The 16,799-nt window shown below is 60.9% G+C and carries 14 protein-coding genes; 5 read left to right on the forward strand and 9 right to left on the reverse strand.

Annotation, left to right across the window (positions count from 1 at the left end; all coding sequences use genetic code 11):
* Positions 1-152: 152 nt before the first annotated feature.
* Positions 153-1,406, reverse strand: a complete 1,254-nt coding sequence (locus tag QEO92_RS17030) for a sarcosine oxidase subunit beta family protein (RefSeq protein WP_227703804.1) — start codon at positions 1,404-1,406, stop codon at positions 153-155.
* Positions 1,407-1,714: 308 nt separating this feature from the next.
* On the opposite strand from QEO92_RS17030, the gene rpsU reads away from it, so the two are divergent.
* On the forward strand, positions 1,715-1,942 hold the full coding sequence (rpsU, locus tag QEO92_RS17035; RefSeq protein WP_037155834.1) for a 30S ribosomal protein S21: 228 nt from the start codon (positions 1,715-1,717) through the stop codon (positions 1,940-1,942).
* A 287-nt stretch (positions 1,943-2,229) separates the two neighbouring features.
* Positions 2,230-3,006 (forward strand): tetratricopeptide repeat protein, encoded by a 777-nt coding sequence (locus tag QEO92_RS17040; protein ID WP_227705195.1) that lies wholly within the window; start codon positions 2,230-2,232, stop codon positions 3,004-3,006.
* A gap of 160 nt (positions 3,007-3,166) precedes the next feature.
* On the opposite strand, the gene QEO92_RS17045 is transcribed toward QEO92_RS17040, so the two are convergent.
* From QEO92_RS17045 to QEO92_RS17070, 6 genes are all read right to left on the reverse strand, one after another.
* Positions 3,167-4,567: an NAD(P)(+) transhydrogenase (Re/Si-specific) subunit beta gene (locus tag QEO92_RS17045; protein ID WP_037155832.1), complete on the reverse strand. Its 1,401-nt coding sequence runs from the start codon at positions 4,565-4,567 to the stop codon at positions 3,167-3,169.
* Positions 4,568-4,581: 14 nt separating this feature from the next.
* Positions 4,582-5,001 (reverse strand): NAD(P) transhydrogenase subunit alpha part 2, encoded by a 420-nt coding sequence (locus QEO92_RS17050; protein ID WP_227703805.1) that lies wholly within the window; start codon positions 4,999-5,001, stop codon positions 4,582-4,584.
* Positions 5,001-6,284 carry a Re/Si-specific NAD(P)(+) transhydrogenase subunit alpha gene (locus QEO92_RS17055; protein WP_227703806.1) on the reverse strand — a complete coding sequence of 428 codons (1,284 nt, stop codon included), beginning with the start codon at positions 6,282-6,284 and terminating at the stop codon, positions 5,001-5,003. The genes QEO92_RS17050 and QEO92_RS17055 overlap by 1 nt, the downstream gene beginning before the upstream one ends.
* An 83-nt stretch (positions 6,285-6,367) precedes the next feature.
* The gene (locus QEO92_RS17060; protein WP_037155824.1) at positions 6,368-6,592 is read right to left on the reverse strand and encodes an aa3-type cytochrome c oxidase subunit IV; all 225 of its coding nucleotides are present in this window, start codon (positions 6,590-6,592) and stop codon (positions 6,368-6,370) included.
* A 181-nt stretch (positions 6,593-6,773) separates the two neighbouring features.
* Complete coding sequence (locus QEO92_RS17065) at positions 6,774-7,532, reverse strand: N-acyl amino acid synthase FeeM domain-containing protein (RefSeq protein ID WP_037155821.1); 759 nt, start codon at positions 7,530-7,532, stop codon at positions 6,774-6,776.
* A 168-nt stretch (positions 7,533-7,700) separates the two neighbouring features.
* Positions 7,701-10,022: a putative bifunctional diguanylate cyclase/phosphodiesterase gene (locus tag QEO92_RS17070; RefSeq protein WP_227703807.1), complete on the reverse strand. Its 2,322-nt coding sequence runs from the start codon at positions 10,020-10,022 to the stop codon at positions 7,701-7,703.
* Between the two features lie 438 nt (positions 10,023-10,460).
* Here QEO92_RS17070 and QEO92_RS17075 point away from each other — a divergent pair, with 438 nt between their 5' ends.
* Positions 10,461-11,021, forward strand: a complete 561-nt coding sequence (locus QEO92_RS17075) for a TRAP transporter small permease subunit (protein ID WP_037155818.1) — start codon at positions 10,461-10,463, stop codon at positions 11,019-11,021.
* 1 nt (position 11,022) lies between these two features.
* Positions 11,023-12,945 (forward strand): TRAP transporter large permease, encoded by a 1,923-nt coding sequence (locus QEO92_RS17080; protein WP_227703808.1) that lies wholly within the window; start codon positions 11,023-11,025, stop codon positions 12,943-12,945.
* Positions 12,946-13,549: 604 nt separating this feature from the next.
* Here the strand turns inward: QEO92_RS17080 and QEO92_RS17085 are convergent.
* Positions 13,550-14,656, reverse strand: coding sequence for a TRAP transporter substrate-binding protein (locus tag QEO92_RS17085; RefSeq protein WP_037155812.1), 1,107 nt, complete (start codon positions 14,654-14,656; stop codon positions 13,550-13,552).
* A 309-nt stretch (positions 14,657-14,965) separates the two neighbouring features.
* Between QEO92_RS17085 and QEO92_RS17090 the strand changes: the two genes are divergently transcribed.
* On the forward strand, positions 14,966-15,739 hold the full coding sequence (locus tag QEO92_RS17090; RefSeq protein WP_037155809.1) for a gamma-glutamyl-gamma-aminobutyrate hydrolase family protein: 774 nt from the start codon (positions 14,966-14,968) through the stop codon (positions 15,737-15,739).
* A gap of 15 nt (positions 15,740-15,754) precedes the next feature.
* On the opposite strand, the gene QEO92_RS17095 is transcribed toward QEO92_RS17090, so the two are convergent.
* A complete protein-coding gene (locus QEO92_RS17095) occupies positions 15,755-16,777 on the reverse strand; it encodes a LacI family DNA-binding transcriptional regulator (protein WP_227703809.1) in 1,023 nt (340 codons plus the stop codon).
* Between the last annotated feature and the right edge of the window lie 22 nt (positions 16,778-16,799).

Here is a 16,799-nt window from a genome sequence, read left to right on the forward strand (position 1 = left end):
TGCGGAAAGGCCTACCCCCCTCTGCCCTGCCGGGCATCTCCCCCTCAGGGGGGGAGATCGATATGCCGCGCTGTCTTCCTCCATAAGCGACCGCCATCCTATGCAGCGAATGGACAAAACCTGATCCGGAACCCGAAACATCCCACGCCCCCTCAATGTGCGACAGCGGCCGCCGCCGCCTCGTCGATCAGCCGCCCGGTGCGGAACCGGTCGAGCGTCAGGCCGGCCGCCAGCCGATGCGGCTCGCCCCTGGCGATCAGGTGGGCGAAGAGGTTCGCCGAGCCCGGCGTCGCCTTGAAACCGCCTGTACCCCAGCCGCAATTGACGAAGAGGCCCGGCACCGGCGTGACGCCCTGGATCGGCGAGCGGTCCGGCGTGTTGTCGGTGATGCCGCCCCACTGGCGCATCATCTTCACCCGCCGGAAGATCGGGAAGAGCTCGCAGATGGCGTCGAGCGTATGGGTGATGATCTGCAATCCGCCGGTCTGGGAATAGGAATTGTACTGGTCGGTGCCGGCGCCGATCACGAGTTCGCCCTTGTCGGACTGCGAGATATAGGCATGCACCGTGTTCGACATCACGACGCAGGGGAAGATCGGCTTCAAGGGTTCCGAGACCAGCGCCTGCAGCGGGTTGGAATGAAGCGGCACGCGCACGCCCGCCATTTCCATGACGACGGAGGAGTGTCCGGCTGCCGAAACCCCGATCTTCTTCGTGCCGATGAAACCCCTCGTGGTTTCAACACCCGTCACCTCGCCGTTCGCGCCTCGGCGGATGCCCGTCACCTCGCAGTTCTGGATGATATGCACGCCGCGATCGGAGGCCGCGCGGGCATAACCCCAGGCGACCGCGTCGTGGCGGGCGGTGCCGCCGCGCCGCTGGAGTGCCGCGCCGTTGATCGGGTAACGCGCCGTCTTGGAGATGTCGAGAACCGGAACGAAAGCTTTCGCCTGTTCCGGCGTCAGCCATTCGTTGTCGATGCCGTAGAGCCGGTTGGCGTTGATGTGCCGCTTGAAGCTCTGCATGTCGTGGGTATTGTGCGACAGCATCATCACGCCGCGCGGCGAATACATGATATTGTAGTTGAGCTCCTGGCTCAAGCCCTCCCAGAGCTTCAGCGAATGCTCGTAAATGTCCATGCTCTCTTCATAGAGATAGTTGGACCGGATGATCGTCGTGTTGCGGCCGGTATTGCCGCCGCCAAGCCATCCCTTCTCGATCACCGCGACATTGGTGATGCCGTGCTCCTTGGCGAGATAATAGGCAGCACCAAGGCCGTGCCCGCCGGCGCCGACGATGACGACATCATAGGAGGAACGCGGCTCCGGCGAGGTCCACTGCGCTTCCCAGCCTTTATGGGCGCGCATCGCCTCGCGGGCTATGGCGAAAACCGAATATTTGCGCATCTCGCCTTCAGACTCCTGGGATCGTTGGCTCGGTGATGTTGGATCGGCATTCTCGGTAGTGCGATACCCATCGCAAATCAATATGCGCCACAATGGCTGTTTTGCGACGCGTGAGACGATTGTTTCGACACGCGGCAAAAGGACCCGGATCCATTTTCGCGAGAGTTTGAACGGAGCATATGGACTTCCACGGACTCATCTGCTATGCCGCATCACCAATCGCACGGTTAACGCCGGGCGGACGTTATTTTTCGTCCTCTAATCGTACCGATGAGGGCGAGCAACCAAACCAAAGGAACGGGATTCACGTGCAGGTACTAGTCCGCGACAACAATGTCGATCAGGCGCTCCGCGCTCTCAAGAAAAAGATGCAGCGCGAAGGCATTTTCCGTGAAATGAAGATGCGCGACTACTACGAGAAGCCGTCGCAGAAGCGCGCCCGCGAAAAGGCCGAAGCTGTTCGTCGCGTCCGCAAGCTGGCTCGCAAGCGCGCTCAGCGCGAAGGCCTGATCGCCGGCGGTCGCACCGGTCGTTGATCGGCCGCTTTTTCGACGTTTTCCTGTGCTTTCAGGGCGGTGGCGACAAGGGCGCCGCCGCTCTTTTGATTTGGTCTTGAACCAATTGCATGTCGCCCCGAAAGCGGGAACCGGTTTTGGGACAACGACAGGCAAGGGAACAAGAAATGCTCTTTGCCCGATACGAGGAAACGCGCCTGATGGCCGCCAAAACTGCCGTTCTGATTCGTGGAACCCAAATTTCCGGCCTTTCAACCATCGTTTCTCCCCTCCGCGGCAAGACCGCGCTTGTCCCTGCGCTGTTCGCCATGCTGGCGATTACCGGCTGCTCGACGACCTCCACCGACATGATCACGGTTGACCGTGCCCAGGGCAGCCAGGAAAATATCTCCTCGCTCTCGGCGGTCATCAATGCCAATCCGAATGATCCGGAAGGGTACAATGTCCGCGGCACGGCTTACGGACGTGCAGGCGAATTCTCCCGCGCGCTTGACGACTTCAATCGCGCCATCCAGCTCAATCCGCAGTTCTACCAGGCCTATGCCAACCGGGCGCTCGTCTATCGCAACATGGGCAAGCCGGTGGACGCCGCCAATGACTACAACCGCGCGCTGCAGATCAACCCGAGCTATGATGTCGCCTATATCGGCCGGGGCAATATCTACCGTCAGGCAGGCCGCACCAACGAAGCCTTCAACGATTTCTCCAAGGCCATCGAACTCGATACGACCGACGGCCGCGCCTATCACAACCGCGGCCTGATCTACCAGCTTCGCGGCCAGCATGCCCAGGCGATCGAGGATTTTTCCAAGGCAATCTCGCTCTCGCCCAATTCGGCCGAACCCTATAACGGACGTGGCATTTCCTACGTCGCGCTGAATGACGACGACAACGCCTTCGCCGACTTCAACCGCGCGATCGAGCTGAACGACAAGCTCGCCGAATCCTGGGCGAACCAGGCGCTGGTCTACGAACGCAAGGGCGACAAGTCACGCGCCTACCGGTCCTATTCGCACGCCGTGCGCCTCGACCCGAATTACAAGCCCGCCGTTGACGGCGCTTCCCGTACCCGCGCGACAAGCTGAGACTCCGCTTCATAGCACTCGAGGCGTGGAAGGTTTTCCGTTGCCGAGTCTATTGGTCGCTGGCCTCGTCGCGATAAAGATCGAAATCTTCGAGCAACCGACCCACGAAAAAGCCCGGCATCGCCGGGCTTTTATACTCACTATTCAGCAATCGCTTGCGTCAGTGCTTCATCGCCTTGACGATATCTTCCGTCATCTTCTTGGCGTCGCCGAGCAGCATCATCGTGCCGTCCTTGTAGAACAGCGTGTTGTCGATGCCGGCGTAACCGGAGCCGAGCGAGCGCTTGACGAACAGGCAGGTCTTGGCCTTGTCGACGTCGAGGATCGGCATGCCGTAGATCGGCGAGGACTTGTCGTCGCGCGCCGCCGGATTGGTGACGTCGTTGGCGCCGATGACATAGGCGACGTCGGCTTGCGCGAACTCGGCATTGATGTCTTCCAGTTCGAAGACCTCGTCATAGGGTACGTTCGCCTCGGCGAGCAGCACGTTCATATGGCCCGGCATGCGGCCGGCGACCGGATGAATGGCGTATTTGACCTCGACGCCGTGCTCCTTCAGCGTGTCGGCAAGCTCACGCAGCGCATGCTGCGCCTGGGCGACCGCCATGCCATAGCCCGGCACGATGATCACCTTCTCGGCGTTCTGCATCAGGAAGGCAGCGTCGTCGGCCGACCCCTGCTTGACGGTCCGCTGCACGCCGTCGTCGCCGGAGGCCGAAGCGGTCTCGCCGCCGAAGCCGCCGAGGATGACGGAGATGAAGGAGCGGTTCATGCCCTTGCACATGATGTAGGACAGGATCGCGCCGGACGAACCGACCAGCGCGCCGGTGATGATCAGCGCCAGGTTGCCGAGCGTGAACCCGATGCCGGCGGCCGCCCAGCCGGAATAGGAATTCAGCATCGATACGACCACCGGCATGTCGGCACCGCCGATCGGCACGATGAGCAGCACGCCGAGCGCCAGCGCCAGCCCCACGACCAGCCAGAAATCGAAATGGCTCTCGGTCTGCACCAAGCCGACGATGAAGACGACGATCAGCACCAGCAGGCCGATATTGATGAAATGCCGGTAGGGCAATAGGATCGGTTTGCCGGACATGCGCCCATCGAGCTTCAGGAAGGCGATGACCGAGCCGGTGAAGGTGATCGCACCGATCGCGGCACCCAGCGCCATCTCGACCAGCGCCTGACCGTGGATCTCACCGATCTCGCCGATGCCGAAGGAGTGCGGCGCATAAAGTGCCGCGGCCGCCACCATCACGGCGGCGAAACCGACCAGCGAATGGAAACCGGCGACAAGCTGCGGCATCGCCGTCATCGGAATGGTGCGGGCAATATAGGCCCCTGCCCCGCCGCCGATAGCGAGCGCCAGCACGATCAGGATGAAACCGCCGAAGGTCGGCGTGGCGAGCAGAAGCGTGGTGACGATGGCGATTGCCATGCCGACCATGCCGTAGATATTGCCCTGACGGCTGGTGGTTGGGTGGGAAAGACCCCGAAGCGCCATGATGAACAGCACGCCGGAGACGAGGTAAAGGAAGGCTGCGAGATTCTGCGACATCGTCTAGGCGTCCCTCAGCGATCTTTTTTCTTGTACATGGCGAGCATCCGGCTGGTCACCAGGAAGCCGCCGAAGATATTCACCGAGACGAGCACCAGAGCGACGAAGCCGAAACCGGTGGCGAACCCGCTGAGCGAGGCGCCGACTGCGAGCAGTGCGCCGACCACGATGACCGAGGAGATCGCGTTGGTGACGGCCATCAGCGGCGTATGCAGCGCCGGCGTCACCGACCAGACGACGTAATAGCCGACGAAGATCGCCAGCACGAAAATCGCCAGCTGGAAGACGAAAGGATCGATCACGCCGCCGGAAACGGCATGGGCGGCCGCACCGGCCGCATTGGCAACTTCGGGCGCCTGCTCCGCAGCGGCCCTCACGGCGGCGACCGCATTGTCGAGGCTTTCCAGCGCCCTGTTCATAATTTCATTCGCCATCAAAGCCCCTCCTTCTTCGCGGCATCGTCCTTGGCAGGTTTACGGCGCGCGCGCGTGGCTTTTTCCGCCGGTGCGTCACTGGCCGAAACCACCTTCTCCTTCCTGGGCGCCGCCTTCTTCGGCGCCGGCGCCGCTGCCGGCTCTTCGGCGGGCACAGCCGCCGCGAAGGTTGGATGCACGACCGCGCCGCCATTCGTCAGCATGGTCGCCTTGACGAGTTCGTCTTCGATATTGATCGAAAAGTCCTTCGTGCCCTTGTCGACCATAGTCTCGATGAAGGCATAGAGGTTGCGCGCATAAAGCGCTGAAGCGGATGCGGCGATGCGGCCGGCGACATTGGCATAACCGATGACGGTGACGCCCTCGACGGTGACGACCTTGCCCTTTTTGGAACCTTCGATATTGCCGCCGCGCTCGACCGCGAGATCGACCGCCACCGAGCCCGGCTTCATGGAGGCGAGCATGGCGCGCGTGACGAGTTTCGGCGCCGGACGGCCCGGAATGAGGGCCGTGGTGATGACGATGTCCTGCTTGGCAATGTGGTCGGCGACAAGCGCCGCCTGCTTGGCCTGATATTCCGCCGACATCGGCTTGGCGTAACCGGCAGTGGTCTCGGCGGCCTTAAACTCGTCGTCCTCGACAGCGATGAACTTGCCGCCGAGCGAGGCGACCTGCTCCTTGGCGGCCGGGCGCACGTCGGTCGCGGAGACGACGGCGCCAAGGCGCCTTGCGGTGGCAATCGCCTGCAAGCCGGCAACGCCCGCCCCCATCACGAAAACCTTGGCGGCAGGAACCGTGCCGGCCGCCGTCATCATCATCGGCATGGCCCGGCCGTATTCATGCGCCGCGTCAATCACGGCGCGGTAGCCGGCAAGGTTCGCCTGGGACGACAGGACGTCCATGGATTGCGCACGGGTGATGCGCGGCATCAGTTCCATGGCGAAGGTGGTGAGCCCGGCCTTCGCCATCCCGGCGAGTGCCGCCTCGTTGCCGTAAGGATCCATGACCGCAAACACGACCGCGCCCGATTTATAGGATGCGACCTCCGCGACCGTCGGCCGGTTGACCCTGAGCAGGATATCGGCCGCTCCGGCATCGGTGGCGGTCCCGATCCGGGCGCCGGCAGATTCGAAATCTGCGTCGGGGATGCCCGAAGCCAGCCCCGCGCCATTCTCGACGACCATTGAAAAGCCGAGGCCGACAAGCCGTTTTACCGTCTCGGGTGATGCGGATACGCGCGGCTCTTCCGAACCTTCGCGGCTTACAAATACGATTTTCGCCAAAGACTGTTTCCTCCCAGTCGCTATCGCAGGAGGGCGCGACGTTTCGTCCCCCTTACGCCAGAGTCAAATCCGGCCTGTCAGGATCAGCGCAGCAGGAAGACGCCGGCGATGTTGAGAACGATGAAGACGATGAGGCTGCCGAGGAAGCCCACGCCGCCGAAGAAACCGGCGGCCATTGCGATCAGCAGGACGGCGGTGACCATCGTGCCCCATTTCGCACCGGCGATGAACATGTTGTAGGTCTTCTCATGTTCCGAATAGTCCATGGAAGCCCCTGTTTCCACCGGCCCGCTATGGTGATTGTCCATCTGTCCCGTCTCCTTAGAACACCAGCCGCACGCAACCCGCGGGGTCAAGCGTTTTCGCGCGCGGAAAAACCCTCTTGAACGTCCTCGATCATGCCTGGAGCAGCAAGATGAACGTCACGTCAGGCCTTACACAAAGCGGCTGGAAAGCGCAATGGCACGAAACGCCGCTCCCGTACGCTCGTCATGTCACGTAGACCATCTCGGGAGAATCCGGCCTGACGGCAATCCGGGCCGTCGGAAGGATGGTGAGCGGCGAAATCTCGAAGCGCGAAGACCGGTCGAACATCAGCCGTCGCTCGAAGGCCTCGGATTGAAACGCCGGGAAACGCCGCATTAGTTTCGACCTTATCTCCCGCGTACGCGATGCAAGCAAGGTCAGCTCGAAGCCATAGGTTTTTGTCATGGTCGGCGGAACGACGGTATCGGCATAGAAGAAGCGTCTGTAGAACGCCGCATGCGAAGGGCGTATATGCTGGAGCATGCGATCCGCGTCGAAATGGATCGCCGCCATGATCGTCGGCCTGACGGTGAGATAGGGAAGCGTCGAGCGCTCGTTGGCGAATTCCGCATCGATGGCGAATCGCGCCGGATCGATGAGCGTGAGGCCGGCATCGAGAAAAGCGTTGATCGCATCGGGAAAAATGCCGCTCGACTGGGATACCCGATGCTCCGGCGTTACATAATGAATACGTAATGTACTGACGAGCTCTTCGTAATAATAGACGCCGAAGACATAAGCATGACTGTCGAAATCGATCTCGTCCAGCATACTGCTCACAGCGACAGGCAGCACATTGTGCGCTTTATAGGCTCTATATCTCAGCCGTGCGATATCCTCGAAATCCTCATGGCTTTCGATACGCCGGTATTCTATGTGATCCAAGGTCTCAAGAAGCTTGCTGGAAAAATATCCGTCTGAAAAGGTCTTTTCTGTTTGCATTGAGGTCATTCCTGGGGCGTTAACCAGGAATTAACCCTAAAAGGCGACAGGGCTGCAATAAGCGAATGCCGATTTTAATAAAGTTTTAAATATTATGGTTAAAAAGCACCGGATCGGCCTTCCGGCTGCACGAAATCCAATCGCATTCGCTCAGATTTTAGGCAGTGGTCAGCGTGCGGCTGCCCTGAACGCGGAGCTTTGCGTGTTCTTTGCACCGCGCCGCAGGGTGGAAAGCTTGCCGGTCGGCGAGGCGGTGGCCGCAAGCTCGGTGATTCTGTCGGCATCCACCGGCATGGAGAAGACGTAACCCTGCACCAGATCGGCGAAACGGTGACGGTTGATGAGCGCAAGCTGCTCCCGCGTCTCGACGCCTTCCACAATGATCTTCAGGCCGAGTTCTCGCGACAGGTGTACGATGCCGCGCAGGAGCTTCAGCTTGCGCTGGTCCTCGCCGATATTGCGGATGAAGGCCCGGTCGATCTTGACGATGTCGACCGGCAGCGAATCCAGGTAGCTGAGGCTCGAGAAGCCGGTGCCGAAATCGTCGATCGCAATCGTGACGCCGAGCGCCCGGAACTGATTGAGAATGGCGCTGACCGCGACGGGCTCGTCCATGAAACAGCTTTCCGTCACCTCCAGGTGCAGCCTGGAGGGATCGAGCGAATGGCGCTTCAGAACGTCCGCCACGTATCCGACGATTTCGTCATTGCGCAGGTCCTGGATTGAGAGATTGACGGAGACGCCCATCGGGTCGGGCCAGGTCATGCAATCGCGACAGGCCTGATCGAGGACCAGGCGCGTGATCTGGGAGACGAGGCCCATATCCTCCGCCATGGGGATGAAGATGTTCGGGCCGACCAGGCCGCGTTCGGCATGGTGCCAGCGCACCAGGGCTTCGCTGCATTCGATGACGGAACCGTCGGGCCGGTACATGGGCTGGTAGACGACATGGAGGGCTCCGTTGGCGACCGCGAGCCGAAGGTCTGCACGGAGCTTCTGCTCATCGATATATTGCGCGTCCATTTCCGGCCGGAAGACAGTCAGCGCACCGTGCCCTTCGGACTTTGCATGGTTAAGGGCAAGGTCGGCCTTGATCTGCCAGTTCTCCATGTCGAAATCCTGCGAGGGCAGGATGACGCAGCCGCCATTCATGGAAACCGTCAGGCGCAGGCCCTCCACATGATAATCTCCCTGAATTCCCGCGTGAAGCTGGCGGATCTGCTGTTCCAGTCCGCCACTGTCTTCGCCACCGGTAAGCAGGATGACGAATTCGTCGCCGATCAGGCGCCCGGTCAGCATGTTGTCCGTCCCGAGCGCGGCAAACCGGGCCGCGATCGCCGAAAGCAGCCGGTCGCCGACCACATGGCCGCGCATGTCATTGACATGCTTGAAGCCGTCGACGTCGAACACGGCGAGAGCCGCCAGCGCCTCGCCGCGACCGTTCACCTTCTCCGCCGCCAGCCCGGCGAAATAGCCGCGGTTCGGCAGGCCTGTCAGCGCGTCAAACCGCACCATATGCAGGATCTTTTCCTCCGCGGCCACGCGGGCGCTGACATCCTCGAAAATCAGGACCACGCCGCCATCGGAGCGATGGCTCACGGAAAATTCCAGGTGGCGTTCACCGCTGAATCGAAACAGTGCCCGGTTCAACGTCCCTTTGGCCAATAGGGCGATCTGCTGGATAATGGCGTCGGAGGCGCGGATGGTGCCTTGCCGCAGCACGTTCACGAGTTCGCTGTCTTTCACGTCCACAGCAGGATCGAGTCCCAGGAGATCGCGGGCCTGACGATTGATGACCTCGATCCTGCCGTTACCGTCCAGCATCATGAGGCCGTGGGCCATGGTCTTGAGCGCGGTGTCGAAGCGGCCGGCGATGAGCGTCATTTCACGCGAAGCGATGACATTCTCGTAAAGGAAGTCTCGAACCCCCTTGGCCATGGAGCGCGTGGTAAGTCCGAACGGGATCAGCAGCAACGACATCAACGCCAAATTCAGTTCGCCGGTTAGAATACAGGCCACGATGATCGGCAGGCAGCAACCGATGATCTGAAAATCCACCGCATGACGTGAACCGTAATTGCGCCCGACGATGGACATCATCGTGCCGAGCGTCATCGCGATGCAGGTGAAAGCCGCAAATGTGCTCTGCAGGACAAGAAGCGCGTAACCGCTGGCAACACCCAGCAGAAGCGCGGTCATCGCCGCTCCGACGACATAGCCGCGCTCGATGGAAGCAATTTGTTCGCGGGACAGGGACTGCTTGTCGAGACGGTCGAACTGCCAGAAACCCGTGATGCGATAGAGGAAAACCGCGACGAAGCACGCCGCCATGCCGAGATAGAAGACTGAACCGGTATCGCTGAAGACGAGAAAGCACCACATGACGTGCACGATCATGCCCGTCGCCAGCGTGCCGCGATTGCCAAACAGTGAGCTGACGAACGACAGGTACACGTCCGTCTGCAGCACCTTCGCTTCAGTCTCTTTCATCGGGTTCATCCCTTTGGTTCCGGCCAACACTGCTGAAAACCTTTTAAAAATTGATTGTGCAAGTGCCCCATCCCCCCCTAATCAGTGGGGGGTTGTTGAGAGTTTGCTCAATGAATTCCAAACAGGATAGCTAAAATTCCAACACCTGTGCCGAATTGGGATTTGCAACGCCGCCGTCATTCGCATCCATCGATCGTCCAACACGCTCTCCGACTTTCGTCGAATCCTCCGCTGTTTGCACTCAACAAAACGCGAAAAACCTTGCCGAAAGCCACCGATTTCAGGCTTTCCCGGTTATCCGGCGATTGATTTTTGCCGCACCAGTCAATACACGTCGCGCCACCGAAACCGGAGGCTATCGCTTCCGGCCGAACACTATCCTATCATGACCCAGGACCTGATAATCACTCAAAATAAGTCCAAGAGGAGGGGAAAATAATGGCTGGACTGCTTGTATTTAGTCGGCTCGTCGACGCTGTTACGACGGCAATTGGCAAATCCGTATCCTGGCTGCTGCTGGCGGCGGTTCTGATCAGCGCCGGCAATGCCGTGCTGCGCAAGACGCTGGACCTGTCGTCCAACGCCTGGCTGGAAGTGCAATGGTACCTGTACGGCACGGTCTTCATGCTGGGCGCGGCTTATGCGCTTCTGCAGAACGAGCACGTCCGCATCGACATCCTGTCGTCGAGTTGGTCGAAGAAAACCCGGGACATCATCGACCTCGTTCTGCACATCATCTTCCTGCTCCCCTTTGCCGGATTGATGGCATGGCTCGCCTGGCCCTGGTTCTGGCTTTCCTACCGCTCCGGCGAAATATCCTCGAATGCCGGCGGATTGATCATCTGGCCTGCAAAGCTTGCCGTACTGCTCGGCTTCATGCTGCTCCTGCTCCAGGCCCTGTCGGAGATCATCAAGCGCTTCGCGGTCGTGACCGGCCGGATCGAAGACCCGCGCGAAGATAAAGCCGGCCAGATGCCGCCCGCCGCGTCCGAGGTCTGACATGATCGATTTCATTGCCCACAACCTCCCGCTCGTGATGTTCACGAGCGTCATGGCGATGCTGCTGCTCGGCTACCCCGTCGCTTTCACGCTGGCAGCCGGCGGCCTCGCCTATTTCGTCATCGGGGTCGAGCTTTCGACTATTTCGCCGGAAATCCGGCTCTTCTGGCCGCTCCTGCAGAGCCATCCCGAACGCATTTACGGGATCATGTACAATGATACCCTGCTCGCCATTCCGTTCTTCACCTTCATGGGCATCATCCTGGAACGGTCGCGCATGGCCGAAGACCTGCTCGACACGATCGGCCAGCTTTTCGGTCCTGTCCGGGGCGGTCTCGCCTATGCGGTGATCCTGGTCGGAGCGCTGCTCGGCGCCACCACCGGCGTGGTCGCCGCCTCCGTCATGGCGATGGGCCTGATTTCCCTGCCGATCATGCTGCGTTACGGCTATAATCGGCCGTTCGTTTCCGGCACCATCGCCGCATCGGGAACGCTCGCCCAGATCGTGCCGCCCTCGCTGGTGCTGATCGTCATGGCCGATCAGCTCGGCCGCTCGGTCGGCGACATGTATGTCGGCGCTCTTTATCCGGCCCTGCTCATCGTCGCGGTCTATTGTGTCTATGTGTTCATAGTATCGATGACGAAGCCGCAATGGGCCCCTGCCCTGCCGCTGGAGGCGCGCACGCTCGGCAACGGCGTGACGTCCCTCATCGTGATGATCGCGATTGCGGTGGCTCTCTATTACCTCGGGCTCCACGTCCTTTTCACCGGCATCCAGAGTCCTGAATGGCGGCTTGTCGCGGCGATGGCCTTTGCGATCGCAGTCGCCTACGTCGTTGCCATCATCAACGGGCGGATGCAGAAGAAGATCATTTCGAGGCTCGCCGAACAGGTGATCATCGTGCTGATCCCGCCGCTCGCGCTGATCTTCCTCGTGCTCGGCACCATCTTCCTCGGCATCGCGACGCCGACCGAAGGCGGCGCCATGGGTGCCACCGGCGCTCTCATCCTGGCATTCGCCAAGGGACGGCTCACATTCTCGTCGATAAAAAGCGCGCTCGATTCCACCACGAAGCTCTCCGCCTTCGTGATGATGATCCTGATCGGCGCCCGCGTTTTCGGTCTCACCTTTTACGGCATCAACGGCAACGTCTGGATCGAGGAACTGCTGCTTGCCCTGCCGGGCGGCGAATACGGCTTCCTGATCGTGGTGACGATCATCGTCTTCATCCTGGGTTGCTTCCTCGACTTCTTCGAGATCGCCTTCATCATGGTGCCGCTGCTCGCGCCGGTGGCCGAAAAGCTCGGCATCGACCTCGTGTGGTTCGGCATCATCCTCGGCGTCAATCTGCAGACATCGTTCCTGACGCCGCCCTTCGGCTTCTCTCTTTTCTTCCTGCGCTCGATCGCGCCCTCGGCTCCCTGGGCCGACAAGGTGACGGGCAAAATGATGGAAGGCGTGAAGACCTCGGAAATATACCGCGGCGTGCTGCCCTACATCGTCATCCAGTTCGCGATGATCCTGGTGGTGATCGCCTTCCCGGGCCTGGTCATGCATTACAAGAGCGACCAGCAGGCTGTGAACCCGGACGACGTGAAGATCGAGATCCCGGGCTTCGGCAACCAGAACGGCTCCGCACCGGCACCGTTCGGCCTGCCGCCGCTTGGCAATCATCCCGGCGGCACGGGCGGCCAGGCCCCCTCGATGGGGCTTCCCCCGCTCGACCTTGGCGGGCCTTCGCCGCAGGCACCGGCGGGCGGCGCGCCGGCACAGCCCCAACTGGGCCTTCCTCCGCTTGATCTGGGCGGCCCTGCTCCCCAGGCGCCCGCGGGAGGCCAGGGCCAGCAACCGGCACCGCCGGCATCGGGAACAGCCCCTTCCGGCAATCCCGATCTGAGCCAGCCCCCGAAGATCAATCCTTGAGGGGCGGCTTCTCTTGTCAGCATCCTGATGGGAGAGTATATTTCGGAGTGGAAGACAGGGGTGGAGCCCTGCCTTCCTTTTGCTATCTAGCTAGGAATTGAAATCGGACGGAGACTGACCAGCCCGTCCGTTTTCTCCTTGCCAATATCGTAATGCTCAGTGGTTTCCACATCGTATCACCTCCGGTTCGAGGGCAAGGCTCTTGCCTAAGTCGGTGAAGCCCCTCTTCACCGATGCCCGGCTGGCCTCGGGCGCTCTGCTGCCCCCGAAAACCGCAGGCATAGACAATCACGCGTAGTTGTCGAGACCGCACAACCCGTCGCAACCGCCAAATTTCCCATAAAGAAAAACCCCGGACCTTTCGATCCGGGGTCAGACTGCTGACAAAGGGCGATAACTTCTCTTTCGTCATGCTCGGGCCTGTCCCGAGCATCTAACCACGTCTATATTTTCGAAATTATCCCAATATAACCAATATCTTGGTAAGCGGCAGCAGATCCTCGGGACAAGCCCGAGGATGACGTCCTGCATGCCGGGAGGTTTGTCAACAAGCTGACCCCGGACCTTTCGATCCGGGGTTCCTGAAACCAGGCTCGATGACCGGTCAGAGCTTGCCGCTGCGCTGCTGGATCATCATGAAGGTGTCGTATGTGTATTCCGAAAGCTGCATCCAGAGGTAGCCCTCCCGCTTGAACGCCGCCTGGTCCTCGTAGATCTTCTTGAACCACTCGTTCTTCGACGAGATGTCCTTGTAGACATCCATGGCCGAATTGAAGCAGGCCTCGAGGATGTCCTGGCTGAACGGGCGCAGGATCGTGCCTTCACCGACGAGCTGCTTGATTGCCACGGGGTTCTTCATGTCGTACTTCGCCATCATGTTGGTGTTGGCGAAGGCGCAGGCGTCCGTGAGCGCGGCCTGGTAGTTCTTCGGCAGGTTGTTCCACTTGTCGAGATTGACCATGGCGTGGATAACCGGGCCGCCTTCCCAGAACGCCGGATAGTAGTAATATTTCGCGACCTTGTAGAAACCGAGCTTGTGATCGTCATAGGGACCGACCCATTCGGCCGCGTCGATCGTGCCCTTTTCCAGCGCCGGATAGATGTCGCCACCGGCGATCTGCTGCGGCACCACGCCGAGCTTCTCGACCACGCGACCGGCAAGACCGGCAATGCGCATCTTGACGCCCTTGAAGTCGTCCACCGTATTGATTTCCTTGCGGAACCAGCCCCCCATCTGCGCGCCGGTATTGCCGGCAATCATGCCGTAGAGGCCGTGGGTGGCGTAAAATTCGTTCAGGAGCTTGTTGCCGTTGCCCTCATAGAACCAGGAATTCGTCAGGCGGGCATTGGGGCCGAACGGGATGGCCGTGCCGATGGCGAAGGTCGGGTCCTTGCCGACATAGTAATAAGAGCAGGTATGGCACATTTCGACCGTCGCGGCGCTGACGGCGTCGGCCGCCTGAAGGCCCGGAACGATCTCACCGGCCGCATAGGTCTGGATGGTGAAATTGCCGTCGGTTGCGGCGGCGACATGCTTGGCGATGTCTTCCGCGCCGCCATAGATGGTGTCGAGCGACTTCGGGAATGAAGACGTCAGACGCCAGGTGAGCTTCGGGTTCGTCTGCGCGATGGCCGGCGCGGCCAACGTCGTTGCAGCGGCAGCCCCGACCCCCGTCACGGCAGCCTTTTTGAAGAATGAACGACGATCCATAAAATACCTCCCATAAAGATGAAACCGCAGGGTTATCCGTTCCCATCCCCCCGGCTCTGCCGCGAAGTAAACATGTTGCTCAATGGGTTGCAAGCACTGCCCCCGATAATCCTTAATACCGGCAGGTCTTTTGACCTTAGACTTTCGTCGCACCCGCTCGGAAAGGAGATTATTGAAGAAATTCAACGGAGAATTGCTTATTCTTTGTGCAATATCCGACCCGGGACCATGCCGCGAACTTGACTTGAAACGGCTTCCGGCGTCACAAGAAGCAAGGCGCTTGCCCGCCTGCTTCACGTGGAGATTCCAATGCCGAAACCGATCGTCGCCGTGCCCGCCGACATCCGCGAACTGGACGGAGCCCTCTGGCACGCCACGCCGAACCAATATGTCCAGGCGGCGCTGAAAGTGGCCGAGGTGATGTCGTTCATCATTCCGGCATTCGAAGAAGGCAACGAGATCGACGCCATCCTCGACCGGGTCGACGGCGTGCTGGTTTCCGGCTCTGCGACGAACGTCCATCCATCTCTCTACGGGAGGGAAGCCAGGGATAGCGACGGCCCTTTCGATCCGGCCCGGGACGCGACATCCCTGCCGCTCATCCGCAGCGCCATCGACAGGGGCATCCCGCTGCTCGCCATTTGCCGTGGCATCCAGGAGCTGAATGTGGCGCTCGGCGGTACGCTCGCAAGTGAAATACAGGAGCAGCCGGGCACATGGGACCATCGCAAGCCGGATGTTCCCCATCGCGACGACATGTATGCCATCCGCCAGCCGGTCTTCGTCCGGGAAGGCTCCTGCATTGCGAACCATCTCGGCCTTTCAGGCGAGGTCCAGGTGAACTCGCTTCACCGCCAGGCGATCGCCGAAACCGCACCGCGGCTGAGGGTCGAAGCGACGGCAGAAGACGGCACGATCGAAGCGGTATCGGTGATCGATGCGAAGAATTTCGCGGTCGGCGTGCAGTGGCATCCGGAATACTGGGCGGAAACCGATGCCCCCTCCCGCGCGCTCTTTAAGGCTTTCGGCGACGCCGTGCGAACCTATGCCGCCCGCAAGGCGCTGGCCAGCGTCGCCGCCTGACGGACATTGCCCGCGTCAGCTCCGCGGCTTGTAGATGCCCGTGGACTGGCGGATGCGCATTTCCGGCTTGATCAGGTGGAGGCCATCCGGCTCGTGGCTGCCGGCCAGCCGGTCGAGCAGTGCGCGCGCCGCAAGCCTGCCGACTTCCGCCTGGCCGTTGGAAACCGTGGTCAGGGCCGGCGTGGCGATCGAGGCCTCTTCCAGATCGTCGTAGCCGGTCACCGAAATGTCCTGGCCCGGCACGAAGCCGGCGCGGGCAATGCCGTTCATCAGGCCGATCGCCACGAGATCGTTCCAGCAGACAGCTGCCGTCGGCTTCTGCGGCAGAGAGAGGAAATTCACCGCCGCCTCGAAACCGCCCTGCTTGGAACGCGGGCCGGGAATGCGCAGGTTGGGATCCACCTCGATGCCCGCCTTGCGCAACGCGTTGACATAGCCCTGGTAACGGTCACGGCCGGTCGAGGTCTGGTCCGTGCCGCCGATCATGGCGATGACCCGGTGCCCGAGCCCGATCAGATGGTTGGTGGCGAGCGAAATGCCGTAGCTGTCGTCGCCGCGATAAGTGGGCAGGTCGACGCCTTCCATAGAGCGGGCGACAAGGATCGCCGGCATGCCGTTCTGCTCGCAGAGCTTGACGTCCTCGACAGGCGTGCCGATCGCCGGCGACATGATCACACCGTCGCCGCCGAGCTGCAGCAGGGTTTCGATGAAGGTCCGCTGCTTCTCGACCGAATCGTAATGGTTGGAAAGGATGAAAGTATGGCGGCTGCGGTCGAGCTCGCTTTCGATCGCCTTCAGGATTTCGCCGTAGAACGGGTTCATGATGTCGTGCACCACGACCCCGATGATGCCGGAGCGGGAAGTCCTGAGGCTGGCGGCGCGGCGATTGTAGATATAGCCGAGCGCGCGGGCCTGTTCCTTGATCTTTTCTCGCGTATCGACCGCCACGAGCGGACTGTCGCGAAGTGCAAGCGAAATGGTGGCGGTGGAAAGACCGAGGCTCTCGGCAATCGTCGACAACTTGATCTTCTGCGCCATTTCCCCCCTCGCCACCGGCCGC

Source organism: Neorhizobium petrolearium (assembly GCF_029854435.1).
GTDB classification, from domain to species: domain Bacteria; phylum Pseudomonadota; class Alphaproteobacteria; order Rhizobiales; family Rhizobiaceae; genus Neorhizobium; species Neorhizobium petrolearium.

What these genes read in the sequence shown, in the direction of transcription:
- QEO92_RS17070 (WP_227703807.1), bottom strand. Translation starts at nt 10,022, where the DNA reads ATGAAAGAGACTGAAGCGAAGGTGCTGCAGACGGACGTGTACCTGTCG.
- QEO92_RS17065 (WP_037155821.1), bottom strand. Translation starts at nt 7,532, where the DNA reads ATGCAAACAGAAAAGACCTTTTCAGACGGATATTTTTCCAGCAAGCTT.
- QEO92_RS17075 (WP_037155818.1), top strand. Translation starts at nt 10,461, where the DNA reads ATGGCTGGACTGCTTGTATTTAGTCGGCTCGTCGACGCTGTTACGACG.
- QEO92_RS17090 (WP_037155809.1), top strand. Translation starts at nt 14,966, where the DNA reads ATGCCGAAACCGATCGTCGCCGTGCCCGCCGACATCCGCGAACTGGAC.
- QEO92_RS17085 (WP_037155812.1), bottom strand. Translation starts at nt 14,656, where the DNA reads ATGGATCGTCGTTCATTCTTCAAAAAGGCTGCCGTGACGGGGGTCGGG.
- QEO92_RS17050 (WP_227703805.1), bottom strand. Translation starts at nt 5,001, where the DNA reads ATGGCGAATGAAATTATGAACAGGGCGCTGGAAAGCCTCGACAATGCG.
- QEO92_RS17045 (WP_037155832.1), bottom strand. Translation starts at nt 4,567, where the DNA reads ATGTCGCAGAATCTCGCAGCCTTCCTTTACCTCGTCTCCGGCGTGCTG.
- QEO92_RS17060 (WP_037155824.1), bottom strand. Translation starts at nt 6,592, where the DNA reads ATGGACAATCACCATAGCGGGCCGGTGGAAACAGGGGCTTCCATGGAC.
- QEO92_RS17080 (WP_227703808.1), top strand. Translation starts at nt 11,023, where the DNA reads ATGATCGATTTCATTGCCCACAACCTCCCGCTCGTGATGTTCACGAGC.
- QEO92_RS17030 (WP_227703804.1), bottom strand. Translation starts at nt 1,406, where the DNA reads ATGCGCAAATATTCGGTTTTCGCCATAGCCCGCGAGGCGATGCGCGCC.
- QEO92_RS17040 (WP_227705195.1), top strand. Translation starts at nt 2,230, where the DNA reads ATGCTGGCGATTACCGGCTGCTCGACGACCTCCACCGACATGATCACG.
- QEO92_RS17095 (WP_227703809.1), bottom strand. Translation starts at nt 16,777, where the DNA reads ATGGCGCAGAAGATCAAGTTGTCGACGATTGCCGAGAGCCTCGGTCTT.